This window comes from Gordonibacter sp. RACS_AR49, from assembly GCF_030418435.1.
GTDB classification, from domain to species: domain Bacteria; phylum Actinomycetota; class Coriobacteriia; order Coriobacteriales; family Eggerthellaceae; genus Gordonibacter; species Gordonibacter urolithinfaciens.
The window spans coordinates 851,326-875,095 of record NZ_JAIUDM010000001.1; the positions used below are offsets into that span (position 1 = coordinate 851,326).

The following is a 23,770-nucleotide window of genomic DNA, read 5'->3' on the forward strand; positions in this document are numbered from 1 at the left end:
AGTAAAACGCTAATACACAAAAGGCGGTTCAACCTATGGAACTCATAGTCAAAGCTAAAGACATCTTTTTGGAATATGCCGGCCGCGATATCCTAGATATCGAAGAGTTGGAAATCTACTCCTACGATCGCATCGGCTTGGTGGGAGACAATGGCGCAGGCAAAACCAGCCTGCTTAAAATTCTGAGCGGCAATCTTACCATTGCGGACGCCGACGTCAGGCGTTTCGGCAGCATTGCCCTCATCGGCCAACTCGATGAACTCGACCTTGATGCGGCTCAGGGCAGTGGTGAGATGCTCTCCCGTCTCAACGTCGCCGGAGTGGCGCAGGAGACGATGAGCGGCGGAGAGGAGACACGCGCCAAGATTGCCTCTGCGCTCTCCCAGCATGCAAGCGCGATCTTTGCTGATGAGCCTACGAGCCACCTCGACCAAGACGGCATCAGCCTTCTCGTCGGACAACTCAAGGCATTTGATGGAGCCCTGCTCATTGTGAGCCATGACCGTTATTTTCTCGATCAGGTAGTGGACAAGATCTGGGAGCTCAAAGACGGCGGTATTTCCGAATTCTGGGGTGACTACTCCGACTATCTGCGACAGAAAGAAGAAGAACGCAAAGTTCAGGCGGCTCGATACGAAGAGGCGATGCGCGAGCGCGAGCGCCTTGAAGCCGCCATCGAAAAACAACGGAAAAAAGCACGGCAGGTCGACGCCAAGCAGAAGGGCGCAAAGAAAAGCAACGAGAATGCAGGTCGATTGGGACATCAGAAAGCAACCGGCACCAAACAGAAGAGGATGTACCAGGCGGCTAAGAACATGGAGAAGCGCCTCGAAGCGCTCGAAGGGATTGAGGCCCCTGACAGCATTCGCACCGTGCGGTTCCGCCAGAGCAAGGCCCTGGAACTGCATAGTAAATTTCCCATCTCGGCAGACGATTTCAGCTTGAGCTTCGGCAACTGCATGCTCTATGACCACGCGAAATTCGAGATACCGCTCGGTGCCAAAGTGGCCATCACCGGTGGCAACGGTACAGGAAAGACCAGCCTGCTGAAGGCAATCGCTCGACGCGCCGACGGTATCAACATCTCTCCCAAGGCAGAGATCGGTTACTTCGAGCAAACAGGCTACAAGTTCGACGCCCGTCAGTCTGCGATCTCGTTCATGCAGGATGGTTGCGAGTACAGCATGACCGAAATCCGAAGCATCCTCGCCTCTATGGGAATCGGACCGCGTGACCTGGCAAAGGACGTTGGCGTTCTCTCGGGAGGCGAAGTCATCAAGCTGCTGCTCGCGAAGATGCTGCTGGGCAGATACAACATCTTGCTCATGGACGAGCCTGGAAATTACCTGGACATCAAGAGCGCCGAAGCCCTCGAGCAGATGATGAGCGCCTATGCCGGAACGATAGTGTTCGTCTCCCACGATAAGAGGCTGGTCGAGAACGTCGCAGACATTATTTACGAAATAAAGGACACCAAGCTAGTCAAAATCTTTCAGCGCGAATAACCCTAAATGAGCAGGATATATTCCCAGAATGGAGACAAAAGGCCTCGAAACAGGCCTTTTTCTCCGCGATGCATAGGTCAATTGATAAGGTTCACAGAAATTCGGAAGAATTGGCAATCCGAGTTTTCCGAGACACGAAAGAAATTTTCAGAGCGGGGAAGCGGTTGAACCAGGCCAATCTCATAGTCGCAAGGATAGAGCGGGCGCGACAGGACCGCGGCATCAGCGTGGCCGAACTCGCCCGCCGAATCAATGTGGACAGAAAGCGCCTCTGGTACGTCCTCAACGGGCAGCGCTCTATGCACGTCGACGAGTTCGTCCGCCTCTGCGCGGTCATGGACATGAGCCTCGCCTGCTTCCTCACGAAGGAGCAGGCGAGCGACCTGGCCGAAACACGCAGGAGGATGGCGGAGGACTACGGGCCGGCGAGCCATGCGGGCCCTTTCCGATTCTAGCGAGGAGGTGCCGCATGGACCGCGCTGCCAGGCATACCGCCCAGACCGCCGCCCTCTCGGCACTCATAGCCCTGCCCTGCATTTTCGCGCCATCGGCCTTCCCACCGCCTTCGCCATGCCCGAGGCATGGCGAGCAATCTGTTTGAGGAAGCGGGAGGCGCGACCTTCCGCCGATGCGGAAGGGGCCGAGAATGGCGAGCGATTACGGCGACGACGCCGGAGAGAAGATGATAGAGGACTTCGCGCGCTTCGGGGAGCGCATGGGCGAGAGGGCGATGTACGACCGTGCGAGGCGGATGCGGAGCGCGTTCGAGAACGCCACGGCCGCGACGCGCGGAGCCGCGGGGGAAGGCGATGCCCGCGAGAAGCCCGCCGAATGGGCGAAGCTCGACATGGCCGAGTTTCAGGAGATCGAGGACTATGCCGGCATCAAGGGGATCATCGAGGCGAAGCTCAGGGCGCACGCCGTCGACTCGGCGTGGTTCGTCGAGCCCGCCACGGGTAGGGAGCACCTTCTGTTCCGCGTCGCGGACGCCAGGGAAGTGTGGCTCTCGTTCGACGAGCTCTCGCGCGAGACCGACGCGGCGTGCGAGCGCGCGGCTGCGGAACTCGCCAAGCGGGAAGCCCGCGAGGCCGCCGGGGCACGGGACGAGCGTCCGCTCGAGGCGCGCGCTGGGCAGGCCCGCGCGGCGGCGTCGGCCCTCGAGGCAGAGGGCGCCACCACGCGCGCTGCAACGCGAGGACCCCGCATGCAGGAGGTGCGGGCGAGATGACGACTGCACGAATCATGGCGGCAGCCCTCGCCTCCATCGCCGCCTTCCTCCTCGGGAACTCGTACGCCGCATGCCTGCTCTCGCTTCCGGGCAGCCCCGCGTCCAACCTCACGGAAGCGGCCAAGCGCCTTCCTTCCTTTCTGCTAGGACACGGCCCCCTCTCGCTCGAGGCTGCCGCGCTCGCGACGGGGCTCGTGGCCGCCTGCGCCGTGTGGTGCGCCTGGGCGTGGTCGCTCACGCACGGGAACCCGGAGCGGCAGGGCGAGGAGCACGGCAGCGCCCGCTGGGGCACCGTCCGCGAGGGCAGACGATTCATGAACCTCGAGGACCCCGACAGAAACATCGTCCTCACGAAGCACTTCGGGATGGCGATGGACCGGCCCGACCACGACCGACGCTTCGAGCGCAACCGGAACGTGCTCGTGGTGGGCGGCTCCGGCTCCGGGAAGACGAGGGGGTTCTTCGAGCCCAACATCATGCAGCTGAACTCGAACTACCTCGTGACCGACCCGAAGGGCGAGACGCTGCCCCGGATGGGGCACATGCTCGAAGCCGCGGGATACAAGATACTGGCGTTCAACACGGTCGACTTCTCCAAGTCCCTCCACTACAACCCCCTGGCGTACATCCGCGACGAGGCGGACATCCTCGAGTTCGTGTCCTGCCTCATAGAGAACACGACCGGAGACCGCGAGCACGCAGGAGACCCCTTCTGGGAGAACGCCGAGAGGCTCCTCTACGTGGCGCTCATCGGGTACCTGGTGTACCGCTGCCCGCCCGAGGACTGCTCGCTGTCGGGGGTGGTCACCCTGCTCTCCCTCGCGAAGGCGAAGGAGTCGGACGAATCGTACCGCAGCCCGCTCGACCTGCTTTTCGAGGAGGTGGAGACCGGGATGCGCTGCGTCGCGGCGTTCGGCGGCGACGGCCAGGGCTTCGACCCGACGAGGAGGGCCTCCTACGACCCGGCAGGCTCCTGCCGGTGGGTCAAGGTCGCCGAGCCCGTCCCCGTCGACTCGGACTTCGCCCTCCTCCACTACAAGATGTTCAAGGACGCCGCGGGAAAGACCCTGAAGTCGATCCTGGTCTCCTGCAACACGCGCATGGAGCCTTTCGCCATACCCCAGGTGCGCGAGCTCGTCAGCCGCGACGAGATGGAGCTCGACCGGCTCGGCGACGCCGAAGGGAGACGGGCGGTGTTCGCCGTCATGTCCGACACCTCCTCCCTCTACTCGTTCCTGTTCTCGATCATGCTCTGGCAGACGATGAGCATCCTCTGTAAGCGCGCCCTCGTCGAATACGGGGGCTCGCTTCCCGTGCCGGTGACGCTGCTCATGGACGAGTTCGCCAACATCGGGCGGCTGCCCGACGTCGAGCGGATGGTGGCGGTCGTGCGCAGCCGCAACATCTCGATGGCATTCGGGCTCCAGTCTCTCTCCCAGCTCAAAGCCGCCTACAAGGACAACGCGGCGACGATCGTCGACTGCTGCGACACCCTGCTGTTCCTCGGCGGGAAGTCGAACGAGACGGCGAAGGAGATCTCCGAGTCGGTGGGAAAGGAGACCGTGTCGACCGTCACGTGGAACGAGAGCCGCGGCCAGTCCGCCTCGTCGACCCGGAACTGGAGCACCCTCGAGCGAGACCTCGTGCAGCCCTCCGAGGTGGCGAGGCTGCCCCGCGACGAGGCGATCGTCCTCATCGCGGGGGCGAACCCGCTGAGGGATCGCAAGTTCGACATCGAGGACCACCGGAGGTGGCGCGAAGTGTACCCGGGGCATCCCGGGGCGTCGCACCGCCTGCCCTTCGACTACTCGGAATACATGGAAAGGAGAGATGCCTGATGCTGGCGAACATCATCAACCTGGTCTCGGGATGCGTGACCTTCCTGGGGGGCTTCCTCATCGTATGGGGCGCCGTCTCGCTCGGCCTCGCCATCCGCGAGCAGCAGGGCGGCGCATCCATAGCGAGCGCAATATCGACCATCGCCGGCGGCGCGATCATCATCGCCGCCGCCGTCTACTTCGGCATGCTCGACACGAGCTGGCTTCCCGCGTAGGGGCGACCCGATGCTGAGCGTGGCGGTCCACAAGGACATCGGGGAGTACACGGAGAAGGTCGTCGGCAAGCTCTCGGCGAGAACGCTCGCGTGCACCGCCGGGGGGCTCGCGTCCTCCGTGGCGACGGCGGCGGCGCTCAACCTGGCGCTGGGGGTGCCGGTGGACGCGGCGACGCTGCCCGTCATGGCGGCATCGATGCCTTTCTGGCTCATGGGCTTCTGGCGCCCGAAGGGCCTCACGGCGGAGAGGTACCTGGCGATGCTCGCGCGCCATGCGCTGTCCGACGGCGTGCTCGTGTACTCGACGGGAAGCAGGCCCTGGGAGGCGGCCGGGGGAATCGCGTGCCGGCGGGTGGACCGCAGGGCGCGCAGGAGGAGCAGGAGGAAGGGGGCCGAGAAGCGTGGCCGGAAAGAGTAGGGGGCGGAAAGGCGCCGCCAGGGGGAAATCCCTCGAGCGCCGCATCGCCGAGCAGGAGCGCGAGCTCACGGGGCGGATGTCGGAGAAGAGGAGGATGCGCCGCGCGGCCCGGGACGTCTACTCCGCCATAGGCTACGACCTGATGTACCCCGACGGGATCGCGCAGGTCGAGGAAGGGCTTTTCAGCCAGACGATGGCGTTCGAGGACATCAGCTACCAGTCCGCCCGCGAGGAGAGCCAGCGCGCCATCTTCTCCGGATGGTGCCAGCTGTTCGACTACTTCGGCGCCGACAGCTGCGTGCAGCTCACCGTGGTCAACCGCCCCATTCCCGCCGAGGAGATCGGGACGAAGAGGTTCTTCCCGACCGACGACCCGCAGACTGCGGCGTACGCGGAGGAGTACAACCGGATACTCAACGACAAGATGCGGGAAGGCGTGTCCAACCTGGTCAGGGAGCGCTACCTCACCTTCGCCGTGGGCGCGCCCTCCGTCGACGCGGCGGTCCCGAGGCTCGCCCGGATGCGCGGGGACGCGGAGCAGACCCTCGCCAAGATGAGAAGCTCCTCCCGAACCCTCTCGGGAGCCGAGCGCATCGGCGTCCTGAACGGGCTGCTGCGCCCCGGGAAGCCGAACCTGTTCTCCTGGGACGCGGTCGGCGCGAGAGGAGGGCTCACGACGAAGGACTTCGTGTGCCCCTCCTCCCTCGACTTCAAGCCCGAAGGCAGCGCCTCCTGCTTCAAATCCGGCGACACGTGGTGCCAGGTCCTCGTGCTCGGCAGGTTCGGCAGCGAGCTGTCGGACCGCTGCCTCGCCGACATCATCGACCTGCCGGTCCCCCTCGCGATCACCCTCCACGTCCAGGCCATGGACAAGTCGAAGGCGGTCGCCTTCGTGAAGAAGCGGATCGCATGGATGGACAAGGAGATCATCGACGAGCAGATGGGGGCGGTCAAGAAGGGGTACGACTTCCAGATACTGCCCTCCGAGCTCAAATACTCGAAGGAGGAGGCGGAGGACCTGCTCGACCATCTCCAGAACAAGAACCAGAGGCTCTACGCCTACACGGGGCTCGTGTACACGTACGCGCCGACGAGGGAGGGGCTCGACGAGCAGGTGATGCAGATCGTGTCGACGGCGCGGCGCAACTCGATCGAGGCGGACGCCCTCGACTACCGCCAGCGCGAGGGCCTGAACTCCATCCTTCCCCTCGGGCACAACCACGTCGAGGTTTCCCGGATGATGACCACCGCGCAGGTGGCCATACAGATGCCCTTCGCGACGCAGGAGCTCTCGCACGAGGGAGGAGGCTACTACGGGCAGAACAAGCAGTCTTCGAACCTCGTCCTGTGCAACCGGAAGAGGCTCGCGAGCCCCATGGGCTTCGTCGCCGGCAAGCCCGGATCGGGGAAGTCGTTCTCCGTCAAGCGCGAGATAGAGAACACCATCCTCGCGTACCCCGAGGACGAGATCATCGTCCTCGACCCCGCCGGGGAGTACTCTCCCGTGGTCGAGGCGAACGGCGGGGAGTGCATGCGGTTCGCCCCCGACGCGGACACGCATCTCAACCCGTTCGACCTCTCCGACGTCGCCCATCAGTCGCGCTCCGCCCAGATGGCCTTCAAGATAGACGCCTTCCTGGCGCTGTCCAGCGCGACCATGGCCGAGGGGGACCAAGGGCTCCCGGAGGCCGACAAGTCCATCATCAGCCGCTGCGTCGAGCGGGCATACCGCGACGCGGACGAGGAGGGGCGCATCCCCCTTCTCGGGGACTTCCACCGCATCCTGAAGGCGCAGCCCGAGCCGGAGGCCCGGGACATAGCCCTGCGCTACGAGCGCTACGTGGAGGGCGCGCTCTCCTTCTTCAACCGCCCTTCGAACGTGACGTTCGACCGGCGCATCACCAACGTCGACTTCAGGGACCTCTCCGAGAACATGCGCGCCTTCGGGATCATCACGGTCCTCGAGTGCGTGCGCAACCGGATGTACCGCAACTTCGATCGCGGCGTCACCACCTGGCTCTACATCGACGAGGTGCAGAGCCTGTTCGGCCACCCCTCGATCATCGCGTACTTCAGCCGCTTCTGGGCCGAAGGTCGCAAGTTCAACCTCATCGCCACGGGCATCACCCAGAACAGCGTCTACATGCTCGACCACGAGGAGGCCCGGAACATGGTCCTCAACTCCGACTTCATCCTCCTCCACAAGCAGTCGCCCCTCGACAGGCGCGCCTGGACCGATCTGCTCGACATGAGCGCCCAGGAGGCGTCCTACATAGACGAGTCGGTCAGGGCGGGCGAGGGGCTGCTCATCGCGGGCGGCGCGCGCGTCCCCCTGAAGGACAGCTTCCCCAAGGGGTCCCTCTACGACCTGTTCAACACGAAGCCCGACGAGGTGGCGGCGCGCAAGCGCGAGGAGGGGTTCAGAAGGCGCGCCGAGAGCAGGCGGAGGAAAGACGGCGGGGTGAGCGCGACGTGACCAGGGAAACCCGCAGCTTCGAGCCCGCGGCGTCGGGCGGCGCCCCGCCGGACCCTCCCGTCAGGGCCGAAGGGGCCGGCGCCGAAGGAGTCGCATCGTCCGGCAGGACCGACGCGGTGAGCGCAGGCCTGGTGTCAGGCGAGGAGAGGTTCGCCGTCCCGGCGCACGGGGGCAAGGCGGCCAGTACGGGCCTCGGAAGGTCCCGCCGGCCCGCGTCGCCTTCGGCCGCAAGGCGGAAGCGGCGGCCCGAGCGGGCGCCGGTCGAAAACGGGCTGCCGGCGGACGACCGCGAGGAAGGGAGGCAGCGCCGCGCCCCCGCCCCGACGGCGACCGCGTACCTGAAGAAAGCGATCGCCGCAGCCGCCGAAAGGGAGGCGGAGGAATCCGACGAGCTCGAAGGGGCGCCGGACGCCGTCCGTGCCGGGAAGGGCGCGTGGAGGGTGGCCGGCAAGGCGCGCGCGGCGGCCCCCTCCCGCGAGACCGGCGCCGTCCGAAGCGGAGAAGGGGCGAGAGGGAGCCTGGCCGGGGAAGGGCGAGCCCTGCGTCGCGGCCGGGCCGCGGAGAAGGCGGCGCGCCGGCGGCCCGGAAGGCCGAGGGCGGCGCTCCAGGCGGTCGGGAGGGAGCCCCGCAGGGCCTTCGCCGCCCGCGCCGCGGCGAAGGGGGGAGGGGGCAAGGCCGCCGCGGCGGCCGCGGCCGCGGCCGGCCCCCTTGCGGGGATCCTGTCCGGCGTGCTGTGCTTCGTCCTCGCAGCGCTGGCCGTCTCCCAGATAGCGAGCGCGGTCTTCGGGTTCTGGAGCGACGCGGCTTCGAAGGCTTCGCTCGAGGGGCTGCCTCCGTACATGACGGTGGAGATGGTGGAGGCCGCGCTCGAGTGCCAGGAGGAGTACGGGCACCCGGCGGGCTGCACCCTCGCGCAGATCATCTGCGAAAGCGGGCAGGGCGACGGCCTCTCGGCCCTCGCCGAGCGCGACAAGAACCTCTTCGGCATCAAGTGGTCCCCCTCGTTCCTCGGGTGCCCCGAAGTCGCGGGCAAGAGCTCGTGGGAGACGAGCGAGGAGGTCGGAGGCCAGGTCGTGGGCGTTATGGCCGACTTCACGACGTTCAAGAGCCATCGCGACTGCATCGTGTTCCGCTCGCGCGTCCTCCTGTCCGGTCCCCCCTACGTCGGCAACGCCCTCATCCGGGAGGCCATGGCCTCGTGCGACTCGGACAGGATGGCCGAGGGGCTGAAGGACGCGGGGTACGCGACCTCGTCGAGCTACGTCGAGGCGCTCAAGGCGGCGATGGACGAATACGGCCTCAGGCGCTTCGACGGGATGAGCCTGGAGGACTTCAGGGCGGGCGCCGCCGACGGCGACGCGATCGTCGCCGCGGCGGAAAGCCAGCTGGGGGTGCCTTACGTGTGGGGAGGGTCGATCCCCGGGGTCGGACTCGACTGCTCGGGGCTCACCCAATGGTGCTACGCGCAGGCGGGCATCGACATACCCCGATACTCCGAGGACCAGGCCGCGTCGGGAAAGCGCGTCCCCCTCTCGGAGGCGGAGCCGGGGGACATCCTCTGGCGCCCCGGCCACGTCGCCATCTACGTGGGCGGAGACGAGTACATCCACGAGCCCAGGCCGGGGGACGTGTGCAGGCGGGCGACAGGGATCGCCTACTTCACCTGCGCCGTCCGCTACAGATAGCCAAGAGACAGGAGGACTCCCATGCAGAGGAAGAACAAGGCGATGCTCGCCGCGGCCATCGGCATGGTCGCGATAGTCGTCGCGACGACGGCGGTGCGCTGCTCCATCGCGCATACCGCGGGCCAGGCCGACGCCGACCCTCCCGCGGCCTCGGTCGAACAGCCCGCCGAGCAGGAGGGCCCGGAGATGGGGACCGAAGCCGAGAAGGGGCCCGACGAGGCTGCCGCCGTCCTGGAGGAACTGCGGGGCAGCGCGTGGACAGCGGCCGACGGCTCGGGCAAGACGCTCGCCTTCCGCGAGGGGTCCTTCGTCGAATCCGACGGGGCCTCCGTCTCGATGACCGCGTTCGAGGTGGAGGGGTCGGGGTCTTCGGGCGCCCAGCGCTGGCTCGACGTCCTGCTGCTGAAGGACGGGGACGCCGCGGGCAGGTCGGCCACGATCGTCCTGGACGAGGACGGCGGGACCCCCTCGGTCGCGTGCGACGGGTTCTCCCTTTCCGGGAGGTACGTCCTGGCGGCGACGCCCGGCGGGGCGGTCGAGGTGACGGGGCTCGCCGAGCCCTACCCGTCATTGGTGGACGGCAGGACCGACGAGCTAGCGGCGGCGATCTCCGAATGGGCCGCCGGGCACGCGCCCACCGCCGCGAGCGCCACCTTCGACGGGGAGGTTTTCGTCGACATAGCCGGCGGGCGCGTCAGCGCCACGTTCCATCTGGACGACGACGCCTCGACGATCGTCGCCGCGGTCTACCGGTCCGGCGAGTTCACCGTCCTAGGTTAGGGGGCGACGATGAGAGAGACGATCGCGAAGGCCGTCGGGAGCCGCGGGTTCTCGATCGCGTTCTCCCTCACCGTCCTCGCGTGCGCCGTATCCCTCGCCCTCCCGGCGCCTGCGTTCGCGGGGATCGCGGAGGACATCAACGCATGGCTGTGCGGGGTGCTGCGGGACACCTGCAACTGGATATTCGCCGGGCAGACCGACATGCTCAGGTCGATCGGCACGGACGGGGTGCTCGCGGCGGACTTCGCGCAGATGCTCGGGAGCGCGGGCGACGTGACGATGTACGACCTCGTGCGCGGCGTGTGGGAGGCGGCGATCCTGCCCATCGGCTGCGGCATGCTCTCGTTCGTGTTCACCGTCCAGCTCATCAAGGTGTCGCAGCGGATGGACGGCAACGCGAGCATGCCCGGGGTCAAGGAGGTCGTGTTCATGCTCGTCTTCTTCGCCGTGTTCCTGTTCCTGATCCAGAACAGCTTCGACCTCATGCAGGCGGTCTACCAGGTGGTCCAGCTCGCGATAGACCGCGTGACGGGCCTTTTCGGGACCGGATCCGAGCTCGACCTCGAGGCCGTGTCGATCACGACGACGGACGACGACGTCGCGGCGCTGGTCGCCATGCTCGTCGTCGCCCTCGTGAGCTGGCTGGTGGTCATCGTCGCCTACGTGGTTGCGCTCGTCGTGAGCTGGGCGCGCGCCATCCAGATCTACGTGATGGCCGCGTTCAGCCCCATCCCGCTCGCCCTCGTCTCGCTCGACGAGACGAGGCAGATGGGCGTCGGGTACCTGAAGAACTTCGCCGCCGTCTGCCTCGCCGGGATCATCATCCTCGTGCTCCTCGTCTCGTTCCCCATCGTCCTGGGCGGGCTCAACGCCGCGAGCGTCGGCGCTCCGGTGGTCGACTCCATCGTCGGCGGCCTGTCCTACGCGCTCCAGTACCTGGCGATGTGCGTGCTCCTGATCCTCTCGCTCGTGAAGAGCGGCGCATGGGCGCGCGACATCCTGGGCGGGTGATCGGGGTGAAGCCCCCGTCCCGCTCGCCCTGAGGGCGGCCGGCGGAAGGCGCCGGCCGCGAAAGACAGCATCGGAAAGGAGAAGAAATGGCAGAGAAGAAAAACGTCTACGTCTCGCTCCACGAGGCGTTCGTCCGCGAGGGAATCCAGTACACGGACAGGAGGACGGGCGAGCAGAGGTCGTTCAACGTCGTCCGCCTGCCCCCCGACACCGTCATCGACGGCAGGGACGTCGGCGGCTACGAGTTCAGCCCGCTCTACGTGAACCCCTCGAGGTTCCGCGGGGAGCACTGGAGGGACGTGCCGCTCCTCGCGGACCGGGAGGTGCGCCTGAGCAGATCGGTGCTCGACGCCGAAGGCAGGCCGATCCTCGGAGAGGACGGCCGGCGGCAGAAGGAGACCGTGACGGTCACGCCCTCCCAGATAAAGGACGCGCTCTCGGAGGCGAGGAAGCGCTACGCGGAGGAGAACGCACGCGACGGAAGGGGCCTGGCAGAGCGGGCCGCGGAGGCGAAGGGAGCCTCCGAGAGCATGGAGCGGGGCGGCGCGCGCCCTTTCGCCCGTGACGCGAGATAGGAGGAGAAGATGGGACAAGCAACCAAAGCGGCGAGGGCGGGCACGGCGGCGAGGATCCTCCTCGCCCTCCTCCTCGTGATCGGCATGACGGCGCCCGCCGCGGGCGCGCAGCGCGCGTACGCGGCGGAGTCGGGGAACCTGACCGTGGGCAGGACCATCAGCTACGACTCGTATTTCACCAACTGGTTCGAGGTCGACGGGCAGGCCGCATGGTGCGGCAACCCCTCGATGGCGACCCCGGGGGCGGGATCGTATCCCAAGCAGGCCCTCTCCGCTGCGAGCGGACGCACCGCCGAGCTCGCCGCCGACATGTGGTTCTCGTACGGATCACCCGGGTTCGACGCGTCCCTCTGGCCCGGCAGCTGGGTCGACGGGAGCGCCATGACCCCCGACCGGTACACGGCGCTCGCGCACATCCTCATGGCGGACACCTATTCGAGCGACGGCAACTACGCGATGTACGGCTGCTCCGAGGCGTTCCGGGACTGGGTCGCCTGGAACGTCCTGGGCTTCGACGACTCCGGCGCCGTCTCCAACGAGGACGCGACGGGCAGGCTCATCGCCTCCCGGACGGGCGAGGTGCCCTCGTCCTTCGAGCCCTTCATGCTCTACACGGGCGCGTCGACGCAGGTGATCCTCTCGTTCACGTACAGCACGACGGTCAAAGTCGCCAAGGCGGCCTCGGAGTCGTGGGCGCAGCAGGACCCCGACTACTCGCTCGCCGGCGCGGTCTACGGCATCTACCGCAGCGCCGCCGACGCGGAAGCGGGCGCGAACCGCGTGGCTACGATCACGACCGGCGCCGACGGCTCCGGCGAGTCGGGGAGCCTGGGCGCGACGAGGGGGACGTTCTACGCCAAGGAGGTGAGCCCCTCCCCCGGATACGCCCTCGACTCTGAGGTGCACGAGGTCTCCCCCGACAACGACTACACCTTCTCGTCGGAAGAGCCGCCCATCACCGCGCGCATAGTGCTGAAGAAGGTCGACGCCGAGACCGGCGCGCCCGCAGCCCAGGGCGACGCCACTCTCGACGGGGCGGTCTACCAGGCCTCTTTCGATCGGGGCGGCGAGACGGAGACCGTCGAGGGAACGACTGCCGGCGGCTCCATCGTGTTCGACGGCCTGCCCCTCGGGGAGGTGGAGATCAGGGAGGTGTCCCCCTCCGACGGATACCTGCTCGACCGGGAGGTCCACCGCATCGAGGTGACCGCCGAGATGGCGCAGGCGGGCTACGCGGTCATCGAGGTGTCGCCCGAAGGCGAGTTCGGCGAGCTCGTGCAGCGCGGCGGCCTCATCATCGGCAAGGGCGACGCCGAGCGCTACGAGCACGAGGACGGCACGTTCTGGAACTACGCCCAGGGCGACGCCACGTTCGAAGGCGCCGAGTTCACGCTTTACAACCGCTCCGACGCCGCCGTCTGGTACGACGGGAACGGGGACGGAGAGCTGCAGGACGGCGAGATGGTCGACCCCGACGGGGTCGTCGCGGTTCTCTCGACCGAGTACAACGCCTCCCTCGACGCCTGGACCGCCAGCACCGGCGTGCGCGCGCTGCCCTACGGCACCTACGAGGTCGTCGAGACGAAAGCGCCCGAGGGCTACACGGGCGAGGGGATCGTGAGCCACGTGGTCGAGATCCGCGAGGACGGGCAGTTCGACCAGCTCGTGGAGGCCGACGGCATCCTCAACGAGGTCGTCCGCGGCGGCGTCCAGGTGCAGAAGAACGACCTCGAGCTCGGGGAGAGCGAGGCCCTAGGCGGAGCCGACCACTCGAGCCTGGCCGACGACGGGTATCTCGGAGCCTCCCTCGAGGGGATCGGGTTCACCATCACCAACGTGTCCGAGCACGGCGTCATGGTCGGCGGGACCTACTATCCCACGGGCAGCGTCGTCGCCGTCATCGAGACGGCGTGGAATCCCGAGGCCCAGGCCTACACCGCGCAGACCGCGTCCGACGCGCTGCCCTACGGCACCTACACCGTCGCCGAGACGGCGACCAACGAGAGCTACCTGCTCACCGACGGCGGGCCCCGCACGTTCGAGGTCCGCGGCGACGGCATCGTGGTGACCTCGGACGTGGACGGCGGAGCGCTGTTGTGGAGCGACCAGGTGGTGCGCCACGACATGCATCTCCAGAAGAAGGGGACCGTCCACGGAGAGAAGCTCGGGCTCGTCCCGTTCCTCATCACCAACGTCACCACCGGCGAGGCCCACGTCGCCGTCACCGACAGGAACGGCATGCTGTCCACGTCTTCGGAATGGCGCAGCCGCGAGGAGTCGGTGAACGCGAACGACGCCCTCATTTACGAGGACTACATCGACTCGGAGGACATCGTCGAAGGCTCCGGCATGTGGTTCGGAACGGGCGAGCACGGCTCGCAGGCCGCGCCCGACGACTCCCTCGGCGCGCTTCCCTACGGCGAGTACACGATCGAGGAGATGCGCTGCGAGGCGAACGAGGGGTACGCCCTCTGGTCCGACGCGTTCAACGTGAACCGGGACACCACCGAAACCCCGATGGACATAGACCTGGGGACAGTGGACGACGTCCCCGAGCCGAGAATCGACACGGTGGCGCTCGACAAGGCCGACGGCGACCACTCCATCGCGCCCTCAGGAGACGCCGTCATCGTCGACGAGGTTTCGTACGCCAACATGCCCCTCGAGGAGCTCACGGCGCGCGGCGGACTGGTCGACAAGGCAACGGGAGAGCCCCTCGTCGTCGACGGCGAGCAGGTCGTCGCCGAGAAGACGTTCGCGCCCATCTCCCCCTCGGGCACGGTGAAGGTGGAATTCGAGTTCGACGCGTCCGGGCTTGCCGGGATCGACATAGTGGTGTTCGAGGAGGTCCTGCTCGACGGCGAGGTCATCGCCGAGCACGCAGACATCCTGGACGCCGACCAGACGGTGGCCGTCGAGGCGGCGCCCGAGATCGGGACGGTGGCGACCGACGCCGCCGACGGGGACCACATGGCGTCCGCCGACGGGACCGCGCGCATCGACGACCAGGTCTTCTACAGCGGGCTCGAGAAAGGGAAGGCCTACAGGGTCGAGGGCGTCCTCATGAACCCGGAGACGGGCGAGCCCCTGGACACCGGCGACGGGGCGATCGTGGCGAAGACGGATTTCGTCGCCGAGGGGGAAAGCGGGTTCGCCGTGGTCTCCTTCGAGCTCGACGCCAGCTCCCTCGAAGGCAGGAGCACCGTCGTCTTCGAGAAGCTCTACGACTCCGAAGGCACCTTGGTCGCCTCCCACGAGGACCTCGAGGACGAGGGGCAGACCGTGAGCTTCACGGGGCCTTCTCCCGAAATCGGGACAACCGCGACCGACGGCGACGACGGTGACCACGAGGCCCAAGCCGACGACGACGTGACCATCGTCGACGAGGTGCGCTACGAGAACCTCGAGCCCGGGGTCGAGTACGTCTTGACAGGCACGCTGGTTGACCGCGACGCGGCGAAGCCCGTGGAGGAGGACGGCGCGCCCCTCACGGTCGAGGTTCGCTTCACGCCCGAGGAGGCCGACGGGTCGGTCGAGGTCGTCTTCCGCTTCGATGGGACGGGCCTCGAGGGGCGTACCGTCGTGGCGTTCGAGGAGCTGACGCTCGACGGCGAGGTCGTCGCGGAGCACAAGGACCCCAACGACGGAGGCCAGAGCGTGAACCTGGTCGAACCGCCCTCCGAGACGCCGGAAGAGCCTTCCGGCGAAACGCCGAACGAGCCCTCGACTCCCGCCGGCAAGCTGCCCAAGACAGGCGACTCCCTGCCGCTTGTCCCCCTTGCCTGCCTCGTGGGCGCCGCCCTGACGGCGGGCGGCGCCGCGCTCATGGCGCGCCGTCCGGACGGGCCCGCCCCCGAGAAGCCGCACGAAAGCGAAGAGGAAGGCGAATAGGATGGCCTTCCTGCTGCACCTGGTTGGAATGGGCATGGGGCTGTGCACGCTCGTCGCCTACGCCTGCATCAAGGTAGGGGCTGAAAGCGAGCGAGACGAGAAGGGATAGGCAGAAAGGGAGGCAATGAGCCAAGATGGGGCCGCCCTGCACGGCCCCATCTTTTTGCCGTCTCAACGTATTACCCGAGGGAGGGAAACCTTTCGGGTTGCGCAGGAAGGTCAACGCTGAGCTGCTCGTTACTTTTGTCTACCTTGCTGACGACCTGAGATCTTATCTGCGAGAAGAAGTCCTCCGAGTAGACGTCTTGGCGAGCGAATGTGCTTAGCTCCCTAAGCCATTCAGCTCTGTTTCCCGTGAGCTCGAATTTCGCCAGCAGCCTCTGCGAAACGTCATGTTTCGGAGTGTATCGTGTTAGGCCGAGCTCGGACCCCACTAGGTAGCCTTCCTGGTAATACGCCCTTTTAGCAACAGGGGGCATAGCGCTCAGAAGCCGGGTTACTGAAAGCTCGGCGTTCGAGTCCCTGAAGAACTTGTCGTATACGAACGGGAAACCGAGCACGTAGACGCACGGCCTGTCCTGCTTCCGGGCGCCGTCCAAAGCAAACATGCACGCCATCCTGAGCGATTGGGTAACATCGAGGTACGGCGTCGGGCAGTAGCCGTAATGCTGAAGTACCGCCCATGCTAGCCCAGGCCTTCTCAATAGCTGCCGGTAGTTCACGGAGGCCTCGTCGATCTCGCCGCATTTTATGGCTTGTTCGACTGTCTCCAACAGCGCGACTGTCATTTTATTCAATCTGTTCAGCCTGGCGTTCATCTCGGCCCGCCCCGGCCCTTTCTCGCCGTTCCATCTGTAAAGCGACGGAAACAGCGTGGTGCCCTTGTCGTTCTCCCAATCGTTCCGCTGGCCTCGGTATAGCGTCATGATGCTTGGGTTGTGGCAAGAAATCTCGGCCGTCACCCTGATGAGCTCGGAGAAGGATTTCACCTTGAAAGGGATGCCTTTTCGGACTGCCCACATCGAGTTTTCCCCGAAATGCTCCTTGAGACGTTCCGGCAGAGTGATGTGTCTAATTGCCTCCAATGCGCCGCCTGCTTTCGTAAGATAGCGTTTCGTGTGGTCGAACATCTCGAATCATAGTGGATTTGCGATGCTGGAGCGCAAGGAGAGCTCAATGATTGGCCTAGAATCGGCATTCGTGCGGGGTCAGGCTCGAGTCTGTTGATGTGAATTCGCGCGAAGCCGCTTCGATAACGGAACGAGGGACGCCTATCTCCTCTGACATGTCCTTGCCCCCTTCGGGCGAGACGAGATTGGGGGACCGAAGGGCGGAGAGAATCAAGGAGGGATATTCCTCCGAGACGTCGTACGCCCATGCAAGGGCGGCGATGTCTACGAGTTCGCCGGCGATTCGCGCTAGGATAGTCTCCCCATCAACTGTCAGACGGTTGAGGCGATCCAAGTCGTCGGCGTCGGCGATGAGGAAGCTCCACCCGTCGCGCCTTCGGGCAACGGGAAGGCCCGTCGGCCCCGGCTCCTCGCGGTAGGCCTCCGCCGCCTCGTGATAGTAGGAGCGCAGCCAGAGCCCGTCTCCTGCGACGTCCGACAGGTCGAGCGTGTAGTTGGCGAGGAGGTTTCCCCTCTGCGGCGCGGCATCGACATGGTGGTCGGTGTCGAAGACGTCGATGCGGCCTCCCGAGTAGTACGCCTTCAGGATCATCTCTGCTCGCCTCTCTCCTGCCTTTCTGCGCTTCGCGCCGCTGCCACGGAATCGTCCCCGCCAGATTCACGGCCCCCCGCCGCCCTTCTGCGCCCGGGCTTCGAAGGTCCGGCGCCGAGCCGGGGCTCGGGGCGCTTCTCGGGGAGGATCCTGATGCGCCGCGCGTAAGCCGCGAGCTCGGCGTTTCGGCCGTCCTCCGCCAGGCGGTCGAGGTCGGCGGCGCATATCGCCCTCGACGATTCGACGAGCGCCACGGCCTCGGATAGGGTCTTGAGCTCCTCGAGGTTCCCCAGCTCTACGGCGCTTCGGGCGGCTGCGGCTATCGCTCTCTCCCCGGCGTCCGCTATCCTGCGGATTCCTCCTGCCCGTAGGACGGGCTCCAGCCTCTCCCGGCTGTAGGACAGCCCCAGCCGCTCTCCGCCCACCCTGCGTGACGGCCGGTCGGCGAACGCGTACACCCAGTCTCGCCTCGGCGCGTGGGGGGAGTTCTCCGACACCGTGACGCCCAATGATCCGAGGAGGCTCCTGAACTCCGTCTCGCTCCTCGCCACCGAGCGCGCCACCCTCACCCTGGCCCGTATGTCGGCGACCCACGAGTACTCCCCGCGGTCGGAGAGCTCCTTTTCGGCGCGTCCGACATATTCTTCGCGGCGCGTTCTGGCGGCAGGCCTCGGATGCCGGCGCTCCGCCCGAGCGGCGACGCCCGAGCGCGGGACCGCCTCCAGCGGCGACATGCCTAGGCTCTCGGCCGCCCCCTGCAAGGATCTTGCGAGCGCCTTCGGGTCCGGGTCCTGGAGCCTGCGGCCCGTCTCGAGGTTCGTGTTGTTGACGACGACGTGGGCGTGCGGGATGCCTCCTGCGTTGTCGTCGTGGTAGACGATGGCGACCTCGTGGTCCGGGAAGCACTCCCTTGCCCATCCGGTCGCGAGGGCGCGCAGCCCGTCGAGCGAGACGCGATCCTTGGGATCCGGGGAGACGACGTAGTGCTTGTAGGTGCGGGCGCGCCGCCCTCGCCAAGCGGAGTTGTTGCCGTACAGGCGCCGGGTCCTGTCCATCGCCTCGGCCCAGTCGAACGGCCTCCCCGGCACAGAAGGTTCGAGGTTGATGTAGTCCTCGGCGAGCGCGCGGCCCTCCTTCGTCAGGTACCGCCTGATCCCCCTGGTCGAGGTGTGCCCCGATATCGCCTTGAGCATGGGCACGCCCCTCACCTCCCCAGCCCGGCGAGGACGCTTCCGGAGAGCTCCACAACCGTCCGCCTCAGCAACTCGACTCCGGGCTGCATTTCGGCGAGCTTGCGCTCCGCCCGGGAGAGCTCCTCGACCACCTCCGAGGTCTCCATGTCGTTCGCCCTCAGATAGTACGCGATGGCGTTGAGCGCGTGGACCGCCTGGTTGTAGTGGTGCCCCCAACGCGTCATCTCGCGGGAGAGCCGAGCCGCCGTCGTGCGGTCGACCACGACGAGCCTCGCCCCGCCTCGCACCTCCTCCGCAGGCAGCTGCAGGAGGACTCGGACGAGGTCGGAGACCGTCATGCCGAGTTCGCGGGCGAGACCTTTAGCGGACTCCATCTCCCGGTCGGACATGCGCACGTGAAGCTGCTTCGGGTGCCTTTCCATCTTCCGGCTCGCCTCCTCGAACCTCGGAATCGGGGGCGGGCCGACGCCCGAGGGGCGCGGGGTATCCCCCGCATGGAGCGTAGCCGAGCCGCAGGCGGGCTGCGCTCCCGTCGCCCCGGTTCGGGACGTTCCGTTCCGAAGGAGGGGACGCGTCCCGGCCCTCCTCCGAGGGCTTCGGGACCGGCGCCGGGCGGGGCGGCCAAGAGCTATTCCGGGGACTGTGTACACGGAATAGGCCTCTTGCTTTGCTTTGTTTAATCCAAGAGACTTAAGAACGAAAGATTACGCTAGCCAGGTTCGGAAACGATTCATCAGTAAGCTGGGATAGGGCTCCAATACATGTTCGATCTGCGCTCGTTTTATCAAGGCATTCAGTTTTAAGGCCGCGCTTCTATTCGTTGCAGACGGCCCTAAAACAGCGGCGATCTCTTTGACAACCAGTCTGTCGTCAAAGAGCTCTTCGCAAAGCTGGGCTTCTACCATCCCGCTCACGCCGTATTTTAAACGCTTTTGGAGTGCAAGAAGGTTTTCTTCGTGCTCTTTGGTTCCGAGAACAATCGACGAGGCGTCACTAACCTGCGAGACGAAATGGGACAAATCATAGCTTACGGTTTCTGCGGTGACCTTGCTGATCGATTCTAAGCTCGGACGGCTTCGCTTCGACGAGGCGCAATCGTTTTCAACCTGTGCGAGGATTGACTCAATGTTCGCGCCCTCTATCCACATGCGGGCAATAGCGGCAAGCCCTTGAGCAGTCAACCATTTTTGATGATTCGGATGCTCAATATCGAAAAACGCATCGATGAGCAGCGCAAGGTTGCTGCAGCCGCCTTTCAGGAAAGAGGAGCATTCTTCCGTAACTATCCAATTTCGCAGCGCGGTCGACTTACGAATTCCCGCTTGGGTTTTCGCCACCATCGCAATCCTCTGCTCGCCATTCTGCTCTTCGAAGTGGTCGTAGATTGCTTCAAAGAGTTTAATCAGAAGCTCTTGCTTGTCATCGTCCATGCAGAAATAGGCATACGTGTTCGAGCAAATCGTTTTAGTGTCCGACATTTGCTCGCCTTTTGCATCCGCCATGTTGGCAACGTAGTTTTCCACTGCTTCAAGCGAGGTGATTTTCTCAGAAACGTTCCTGCTAATTTTCTCAGGCGCGCATCTGAAGGCTGATGCCAGAGCGTCGACGAGCTTCGATTCGAGGTCGCCGTCGTCGAAATGCTCCAAAATGAAGTTGGCTATATCCGAGCCTTTCACCCTTCGTTTCACTTTCCTGTCCCACAACGTCACATCTTCGAACAAACTGAGTATCGCGCTCTCGCATTTTTCTACTGCAGAAGCCTCGAACAGCCTTCGGTAAGCTCTTCTTGCACGCTGGTTCTCCAAATCGACATCGCAGACAATGATGCTTCCTTCGCTGTATTTTCCGGCGCGTGCAGTCCTCCCGATAAGATTCTGGAAGTCCCTTACGGTGGTGTTTTCGAAACCGTTTGACCTGTCCGTAACCAGCAGATATCGAATAGGAAGGTTGACGCCCTGCGCCAGCGTGGAAGTGCATGAGACGCATCTCACGGCCCCGGTTCTCATAGCGTGTTCAATGGCCTGCTTGAGCGCGCCTTGGAGAGTGCCGAAATGCGGGAGTATTCCCGATGATGCGCTTTTCGAGAAGGCGCAATGCTCTCCGTAGTGCAATGCGAACAACCGCGCAATTCTCTCCAACTCCTCGGGATCGCTAAGCGAGGTAATCCGGGAGAAATCAAGGCCGAAGGAGGCTAATTCTGCTATACGTTCATGAAAAGCCCAGACGTTGCTGCGTTGAGGTATGAAGATGGCGGCCGGCCCCCCGTGGGCCAACCGTATTGAGTAGAACAAAGCCAGGTCGCCCGATTTCCGTCTTTTGGCAGATGCCTTCAAGTCGGGGAATTGCGTTGTCGTTCCGTCGTGCGATGGCGAAGGAAGAGTGAGAGCCGATATATGATAAGGGAGGAAATAATTCAGATCTGCAGAACCTCCGTATTGAAAGAAGTCTATGCTGCCCGTATTACGGGAGAGAAACCCTATCGTCTTTTCCGTGGACTCGATCCCATCTCCAGTGGTACATCTTGAGGGGTCGGAGAACGCCCATTCGGATAACCTGTCCGGATTCGATGTCACTGCGGAAATTAAGACGAGTTGGGCATTTTCCTTTGCCGCTATTATTTCTGCCAATAGCAGTTCATACGAGGGCCCTCGCGACGCATTGTCAATCAGATGCGATTCGTCGAATACGAATAGGTCAATATCCGTTGCCCTCAATTCGGAATGATGGAGCACAAATGACAGCTTTTCCGGGGTGAAGACAAGCACTTCCGGCTTGGAATCACCCAGATTAAGCCAACCGTCCAGTTCGAAGATGTCGCTCGCATGACGAACGCACGCCACGTCACCCAGGCTGTCTTCCAAATCTTTGGAGATTTCGGAGCAAAGGGCCCTTAGCGGAGCAACGACAATCGAAGTGTCGCAGCCTCCCGCAAGAATCCTCGATCGAATAATCAGCTCGATGCTCTTGGTTTTCCCGGATCCCGTCGGAAGCTGAATGAAGAGATCCTTGCCCGCAAAAGCACCCTTTTCCCCGATCCGCTGTTGCGCTTGCCATAAGAGCTTTCCGAACTTGTTCGATTTTAGAGACGGCTCCCAGGAACTTAGGGGTATCCCCGAATAACGAGGAAGAAGAGTTGCCGCAGCATACTCCATGGAGAGGGCTGTGCAAGTGCTGACGACGTCGGCAAAAAAGCTATCTGCTGCGTTGTCCTCGGTCAGATTCTGTCTCACCTCTTCAGCCACTTCCCGCTTGTCTTCAAAGCGCCCTTCCATATATGAGACAAAAAGGGAAAGCGGAAACGATTCGTCTTTTGCGCAGTTGAACAGGTAGTCTATTATGCTTAAAAAGAGACGTGCGTTGTGCCCCAACACGTCCTTCGAGCTTATTCTACTCAGAGCAAATTTTGAGCTTCCGTAGTTTCCGAGAAGGAAGTATGCCGTGCAGGCCAAAGCCCAGTAGCTGTCGGCTTTTTTAGCGTGCCTATTTTCATTTGCGGCGGCATTGAGGAAAGAGGCCGTATAGGACAGATCTCTTTTGGGTCCGTCATCCAGCTCGCCTTTTTCCGAAAGAAGATCCAAAGCGTCGGAAATTGCTAGAACGCTTTCGAAGCAAAGGGTGTCAGAGTCGAATGCGAATTCCGGCATTTCGTCGGAGTCCACCATGAACTCATCGATCTTTGCCCTGGTTCGAGCGTATTTCAACCCTCGTTCCGATCTTCTACCGAATATCATTTCACGCACCTGTCGTAAACGCTATGCACTAGTTCCATCAGTTTGCTTCCGTGGACCACAATCAGCCTCTCGTCTTTCGAAAGCCCTAAGGACTCAAGGGAATAGCCCTCGAGGGCGGTGACGTCTTCCAGCGAAACCATAACCGCAGAGCCCCTTTTGAAAGTAAGGGGATACTCCGTGAGGTTCATAAGCCTCCTGCATTCCAAAGCAGTGAGGTCATCGCCCGCCGCCCTACTTCGCTTTCCGATAGCCTTCAATGAAAACGGGACCCTAAAATCCTCACCGGGCTCATCCTTCTTTGAATGCTCGCCGGCGTTTTTAATAACTTCCTCTAGTTTCACCGAACCCGTCAGCTTCGCTTTGACTTCAACAACAAGCAGAAGGTCGTCTCTTTGCGGGTTGCCGGGATCATCGACTTTGTATGCGACTACGTCCGATCCTGGATCGGATATGTTCGGATTGGTTCTCTCGATTTGTTTGTATCGGGGAACGCTTAACCCCTCGATGAACTGCAGCAAGTCGCTAACGACAATTTCGGCGAAATCGCCAGCTCGGACCGCCGGTCCGCGCTTGTCTCGCTCGTAGCGCATCGGAATGCATAATGTTGAGAGATAGTCTTCTACGCTCATCTCGTTAAATGAGCTGTCTTCGAGCAGTTCGTCGTCACGAACGTAATGCCTTCTTACGTGAAGGGCCCAAGCCTCAAGTTCGGCTTCGTCAATAGTCCAATCAAGAAAATAGCAGTCGGTTGGAATCCCGGGAACATGTTTCTTCTCGCGCAGAAGCCACTTAATATAGCTCGGTCGAGGAAGATCCCGGATATTGTCTCTATTGATTGGTGCAGATGGATCGGCTATCGCCAAATGCTCCTCCAATCGCCCATGCCGCAAATCGTATATAGCGAAATTATATTCCATGGTGATCGGACTAGACGTTCGTTCGTGCATCGTGAAGCGATTTCGAGGACGCCAACCCGCAAAGCGATAAGGTAACGCTCGAGACGATGGAGAGCCCCAGCCTGACGGCCGAGGCTCTCTCGAGAGGAGCCAGGAGGTCTTAGACGACCCCTGAGGGAAGCGCGTTACCGGCAACGTCCGGAATCGCGTCGGAGAGGGCGTTGATGTGGTGGCGGAGGAAGGCTTTGCCCTCGCTGAGGACCACCAGGCTCACGTTGTCGAAGCGGACAGGGCGGTCGACGCCCTCATGCTCCGCCAGGTACGCGATGGCGGCAGTCTCGCGGCGCCCGCGGTCTTTGGGGCCACTGCTCTCCGGGAAGCCTCCCTCGGCAGCGGTTCTCGCCGACACTTCAACGAGCACGAGGGTCTCGTCGTCCGTCGCCACCACGTCGATCGCGCCCGCCGGGCACTTCCAGCCCGTTTCGACGACCTCGTAGCCGCGGCGCTCGAGGAAGAGCTTCGTTGCCTTGATTGCGCGTTCCTTCAGATCCTTCATTTCGACCTCCTTCGTCGTTCGGCGGAGCCCCTTTCGCCCCGCCTCGTGAC

The 23,770-nt window shown here is 64.0% G+C and carries 19 protein-coding genes; 12 read left to right on the forward strand and 7 right to left on the reverse strand.

Annotated features, from left to right (window positions below; all coding sequences use genetic code 11):
* Positions 1–35: 35 nt before the first annotated feature.
* The 12 genes from abc-f (at position 36) to LB310_RS03670 (ending at position 15,622) form a co-directional block, all read left to right on the forward strand.
* On the forward strand, positions 36–1,505 hold the full coding sequence (abc-f, locus tag LB310_RS03615; RefSeq protein WP_176878047.1) for a ribosomal protection-like ABC-F family protein: 1,470 nt from the start codon (positions 36–38) through the stop codon (positions 1,503–1,505).
* Between the two features lie 164 nt (positions 1,506–1,669).
* Positions 1,670–1,960, forward strand: a complete 291-nt coding sequence (locus LB310_RS03620; protein WP_176878046.1) for a helix-turn-helix domain-containing protein — start codon at positions 1,670–1,672, stop codon at positions 1,958–1,960.
* 191 nt (positions 1,961–2,151) lie between these two features.
* Positions 2,152–2,733, forward strand: coding sequence for a hypothetical protein (locus LB310_RS03625; protein ID WP_176878045.1), 582 nt, complete (start codon positions 2,152–2,154; stop codon positions 2,731–2,733).
* Complete coding sequence (locus LB310_RS03630) at positions 2,730–4,571, forward strand: VirD4-like conjugal transfer protein, CD1115 family (RefSeq protein ID WP_216529560.1); 1,842 nt, start codon at positions 2,730–2,732, stop codon at positions 4,569–4,571. Before LB310_RS03625 ends, LB310_RS03630 begins: the two co-directional genes overlap by 4 nt.
* Positions 4,571–4,786 carry a hypothetical protein gene (locus tag LB310_RS03635; RefSeq protein WP_176878043.1) on the forward strand — a complete coding sequence of 72 codons (216 nt, stop codon included), beginning with the start codon at positions 4,571–4,573 and terminating at the stop codon, positions 4,784–4,786. The genes LB310_RS03630 and LB310_RS03635 overlap by 1 nt, the downstream gene beginning before the upstream one ends.
* A gap of 10 nt (positions 4,787–4,796) precedes the next feature.
* Positions 4,797–5,204, forward strand: a complete 408-nt coding sequence (locus LB310_RS03640; protein ID WP_216529561.1) for a PrgI family protein — start codon at positions 4,797–4,799, stop codon at positions 5,202–5,204.
* 76 nt (positions 5,205–5,280) lie between these two features.
* Entirely contained in the window at positions 5,281–7,680 is a 2,400-nt protein-coding gene (locus LB310_RS03645; protein WP_301154640.1) for a VirB4-like conjugal transfer ATPase, CD1110 family, read from the forward strand.
* Positions 7,677–9,365 (forward strand): NlpC/P60 family protein, encoded by a 1,689-nt coding sequence (locus LB310_RS03650; RefSeq protein WP_301154547.1) that lies wholly within the window; start codon positions 7,677–7,679, stop codon positions 9,363–9,365. Before LB310_RS03645 ends, LB310_RS03650 begins: the two co-directional genes overlap by 4 nt.
* 21 nt (positions 9,366–9,386) lie before the next feature.
* Positions 9,387–10,145: a hypothetical protein gene (locus LB310_RS03655; RefSeq protein WP_301154548.1), complete on the forward strand. Its 759-nt coding sequence runs from the start codon at positions 9,387–9,389 to the stop codon at positions 10,143–10,145.
* 9 nt (positions 10,146–10,154) lie between these two features.
* Positions 10,155–11,156, forward strand: coding sequence for a type IV secretion system protein (locus tag LB310_RS03660; protein WP_301154549.1), 1,002 nt, complete (start codon positions 10,155–10,157; stop codon positions 11,154–11,156).
* Positions 11,157–11,242: 86 nt separating this feature from the next.
* Positions 11,243–11,731, forward strand: a complete 489-nt coding sequence (locus tag LB310_RS03665) for a DNA gyrase (protein ID WP_301154550.1) — start codon at positions 11,243–11,245, stop codon at positions 11,729–11,731.
* A 9-nt stretch (positions 11,732–11,740) separates the two neighbouring features.
* Positions 11,741–15,622 carry a VaFE repeat-containing surface-anchored protein gene (locus LB310_RS03670; protein ID WP_301154551.1) on the forward strand — a complete coding sequence of 1,294 codons (3,882 nt, stop codon included), beginning with the start codon at positions 11,741–11,743 and terminating at the stop codon, positions 15,620–15,622.
* Positions 15,623–15,801: 179 nt separating this feature from the next.
* Here LB310_RS03670 and LB310_RS03675 read toward each other — a convergent pair whose 3' ends face one another.
* The 7 genes from LB310_RS03675 to LB310_RS03705 form a co-directional block, all read right to left on the reverse strand.
* On the reverse strand, positions 15,802–16,752 hold the full coding sequence (locus LB310_RS03675; RefSeq protein ID WP_301154552.1) for an FRG domain-containing protein: 951 nt from the start codon (positions 16,750–16,752) through the stop codon (positions 15,802–15,804).
* A gap of 55 nt (positions 16,753–16,807) precedes the next feature.
* Positions 16,808–17,344: a hypothetical protein gene (locus LB310_RS03680; protein ID WP_301154553.1), complete on the reverse strand. Its 537-nt coding sequence runs from the start codon at positions 17,342–17,344 to the stop codon at positions 16,808–16,810.
* Positions 17,341–18,537: a relaxase/mobilization nuclease domain-containing protein gene (locus LB310_RS03685; protein ID WP_176878430.1), complete on the reverse strand. Its 1,197-nt coding sequence runs from the start codon at positions 18,535–18,537 to the stop codon at positions 17,341–17,343. Before LB310_RS03685 ends, LB310_RS03680 begins: the two co-directional genes overlap by 4 nt.
* A gap of 11 nt (positions 18,538–18,548) precedes the next feature.
* Entirely contained in the window at positions 18,549–18,926 is a 378-nt protein-coding gene (locus tag LB310_RS03690; RefSeq protein WP_301154554.1) for a hypothetical protein, read from the reverse strand.
* Positions 18,927–19,241: 315 nt separating this feature from the next.
* Positions 19,242–22,199, reverse strand: a complete 2,958-nt coding sequence (locus LB310_RS03695) for a DEAD/DEAH box helicase (RefSeq protein ID WP_301154555.1) — start codon at positions 22,197–22,199, stop codon at positions 19,242–19,244.
* A gap of 65 nt (positions 22,200–22,264) precedes the next feature.
* Positions 22,265–23,131, reverse strand: a complete 867-nt coding sequence (locus tag LB310_RS03700; protein ID WP_087431280.1) for a hypothetical protein — start codon at positions 23,129–23,131, stop codon at positions 22,265–22,267.
* Positions 23,132–23,324: 193 nt separating this feature from the next.
* Positions 23,325–23,720 carry a YraN family protein gene (locus LB310_RS03705; RefSeq protein ID WP_301154556.1) on the reverse strand — a complete coding sequence of 132 codons (396 nt, stop codon included), beginning with the start codon at positions 23,718–23,720 and terminating at the stop codon, positions 23,325–23,327.
* Between the last annotated feature and the right edge of the window lie 50 nt (positions 23,721–23,770).

Excerpts from the sequence above, each read along its gene's own strand:
- abc-f (WP_176878047.1), top strand. The coding sequence starts at position 36 with ATGGAACTCATAGTCAAAGCTAAAGACATCTTTTTGGAATATGCCGGC.
- LB310_RS03625 (WP_176878045.1), top strand. The coding sequence starts at position 2,152 with ATGGCGAGCGATTACGGCGACGACGCCGGAGAGAAGATGATAGAGGAC.
- LB310_RS03630 (WP_216529560.1), top strand. The coding sequence starts at position 2,730 with ATGACGACTGCACGAATCATGGCGGCAGCCCTCGCCTCCATCGCCGCC.
- LB310_RS03635 (WP_176878043.1), top strand. The coding sequence starts at position 4,571 with ATGCTGGCGAACATCATCAACCTGGTCTCGGGATGCGTGACCTTCCTG.
- LB310_RS03640 (WP_216529561.1), top strand. The coding sequence starts at position 4,797 with ATGCTGAGCGTGGCGGTCCACAAGGACATCGGGGAGTACACGGAGAAG.
- LB310_RS03645 (WP_301154640.1), top strand. The coding sequence starts at position 5,281 with ATGTCGGAGAAGAGGAGGATGCGCCGCGCGGCCCGGGACGTCTACTCC.
- LB310_RS03655 (WP_301154548.1), top strand. The coding sequence starts at position 9,387 with ATGCAGAGGAAGAACAAGGCGATGCTCGCCGCGGCCATCGGCATGGTC.
- LB310_RS03660 (WP_301154549.1), top strand. The coding sequence starts at position 10,155 with ATGAGAGAGACGATCGCGAAGGCCGTCGGGAGCCGCGGGTTCTCGATC.
- LB310_RS03665 (WP_301154550.1), top strand. The coding sequence starts at position 11,243 with ATGGCAGAGAAGAAAAACGTCTACGTCTCGCTCCACGAGGCGTTCGTC.
- LB310_RS03670 (WP_301154551.1), top strand. The coding sequence starts at position 11,741 with ATGGGACAAGCAACCAAAGCGGCGAGGGCGGGCACGGCGGCGAGGATC.
- LB310_RS03675 (WP_301154552.1), bottom strand. The coding sequence starts at position 16,752 with ATGTTCGACCACACGAAACGCTATCTTACGAAAGCAGGCGGCGCATTG.
- LB310_RS03680 (WP_301154553.1), bottom strand. The coding sequence starts at position 17,344 with ATGATCCTGAAGGCGTACTACTCGGGAGGCCGCATCGACGTCTTCGAC.
- LB310_RS03685 (WP_176878430.1), bottom strand. The coding sequence starts at position 18,537 with ATGCTCAAGGCGATATCGGGGCACACCTCGACCAGGGGGATCAGGCGG.
- LB310_RS03690 (WP_301154554.1), bottom strand. The coding sequence starts at position 18,926 with ATGTCCGACCGGGAGATGGAGTCCGCTAAAGGTCTCGCCCGCGAACTC.
- LB310_RS03695 (WP_301154555.1), bottom strand. The coding sequence starts at position 22,199 with ATGGTGGACTCCGACGAAATGCCGGAATTCGCATTCGACTCTGACACC.
- LB310_RS03705 (WP_301154556.1), bottom strand. The coding sequence starts at position 23,720 with ATGAAGGATCTGAAGGAACGCGCAATCAAGGCAACGAAGCTCTTCCTC.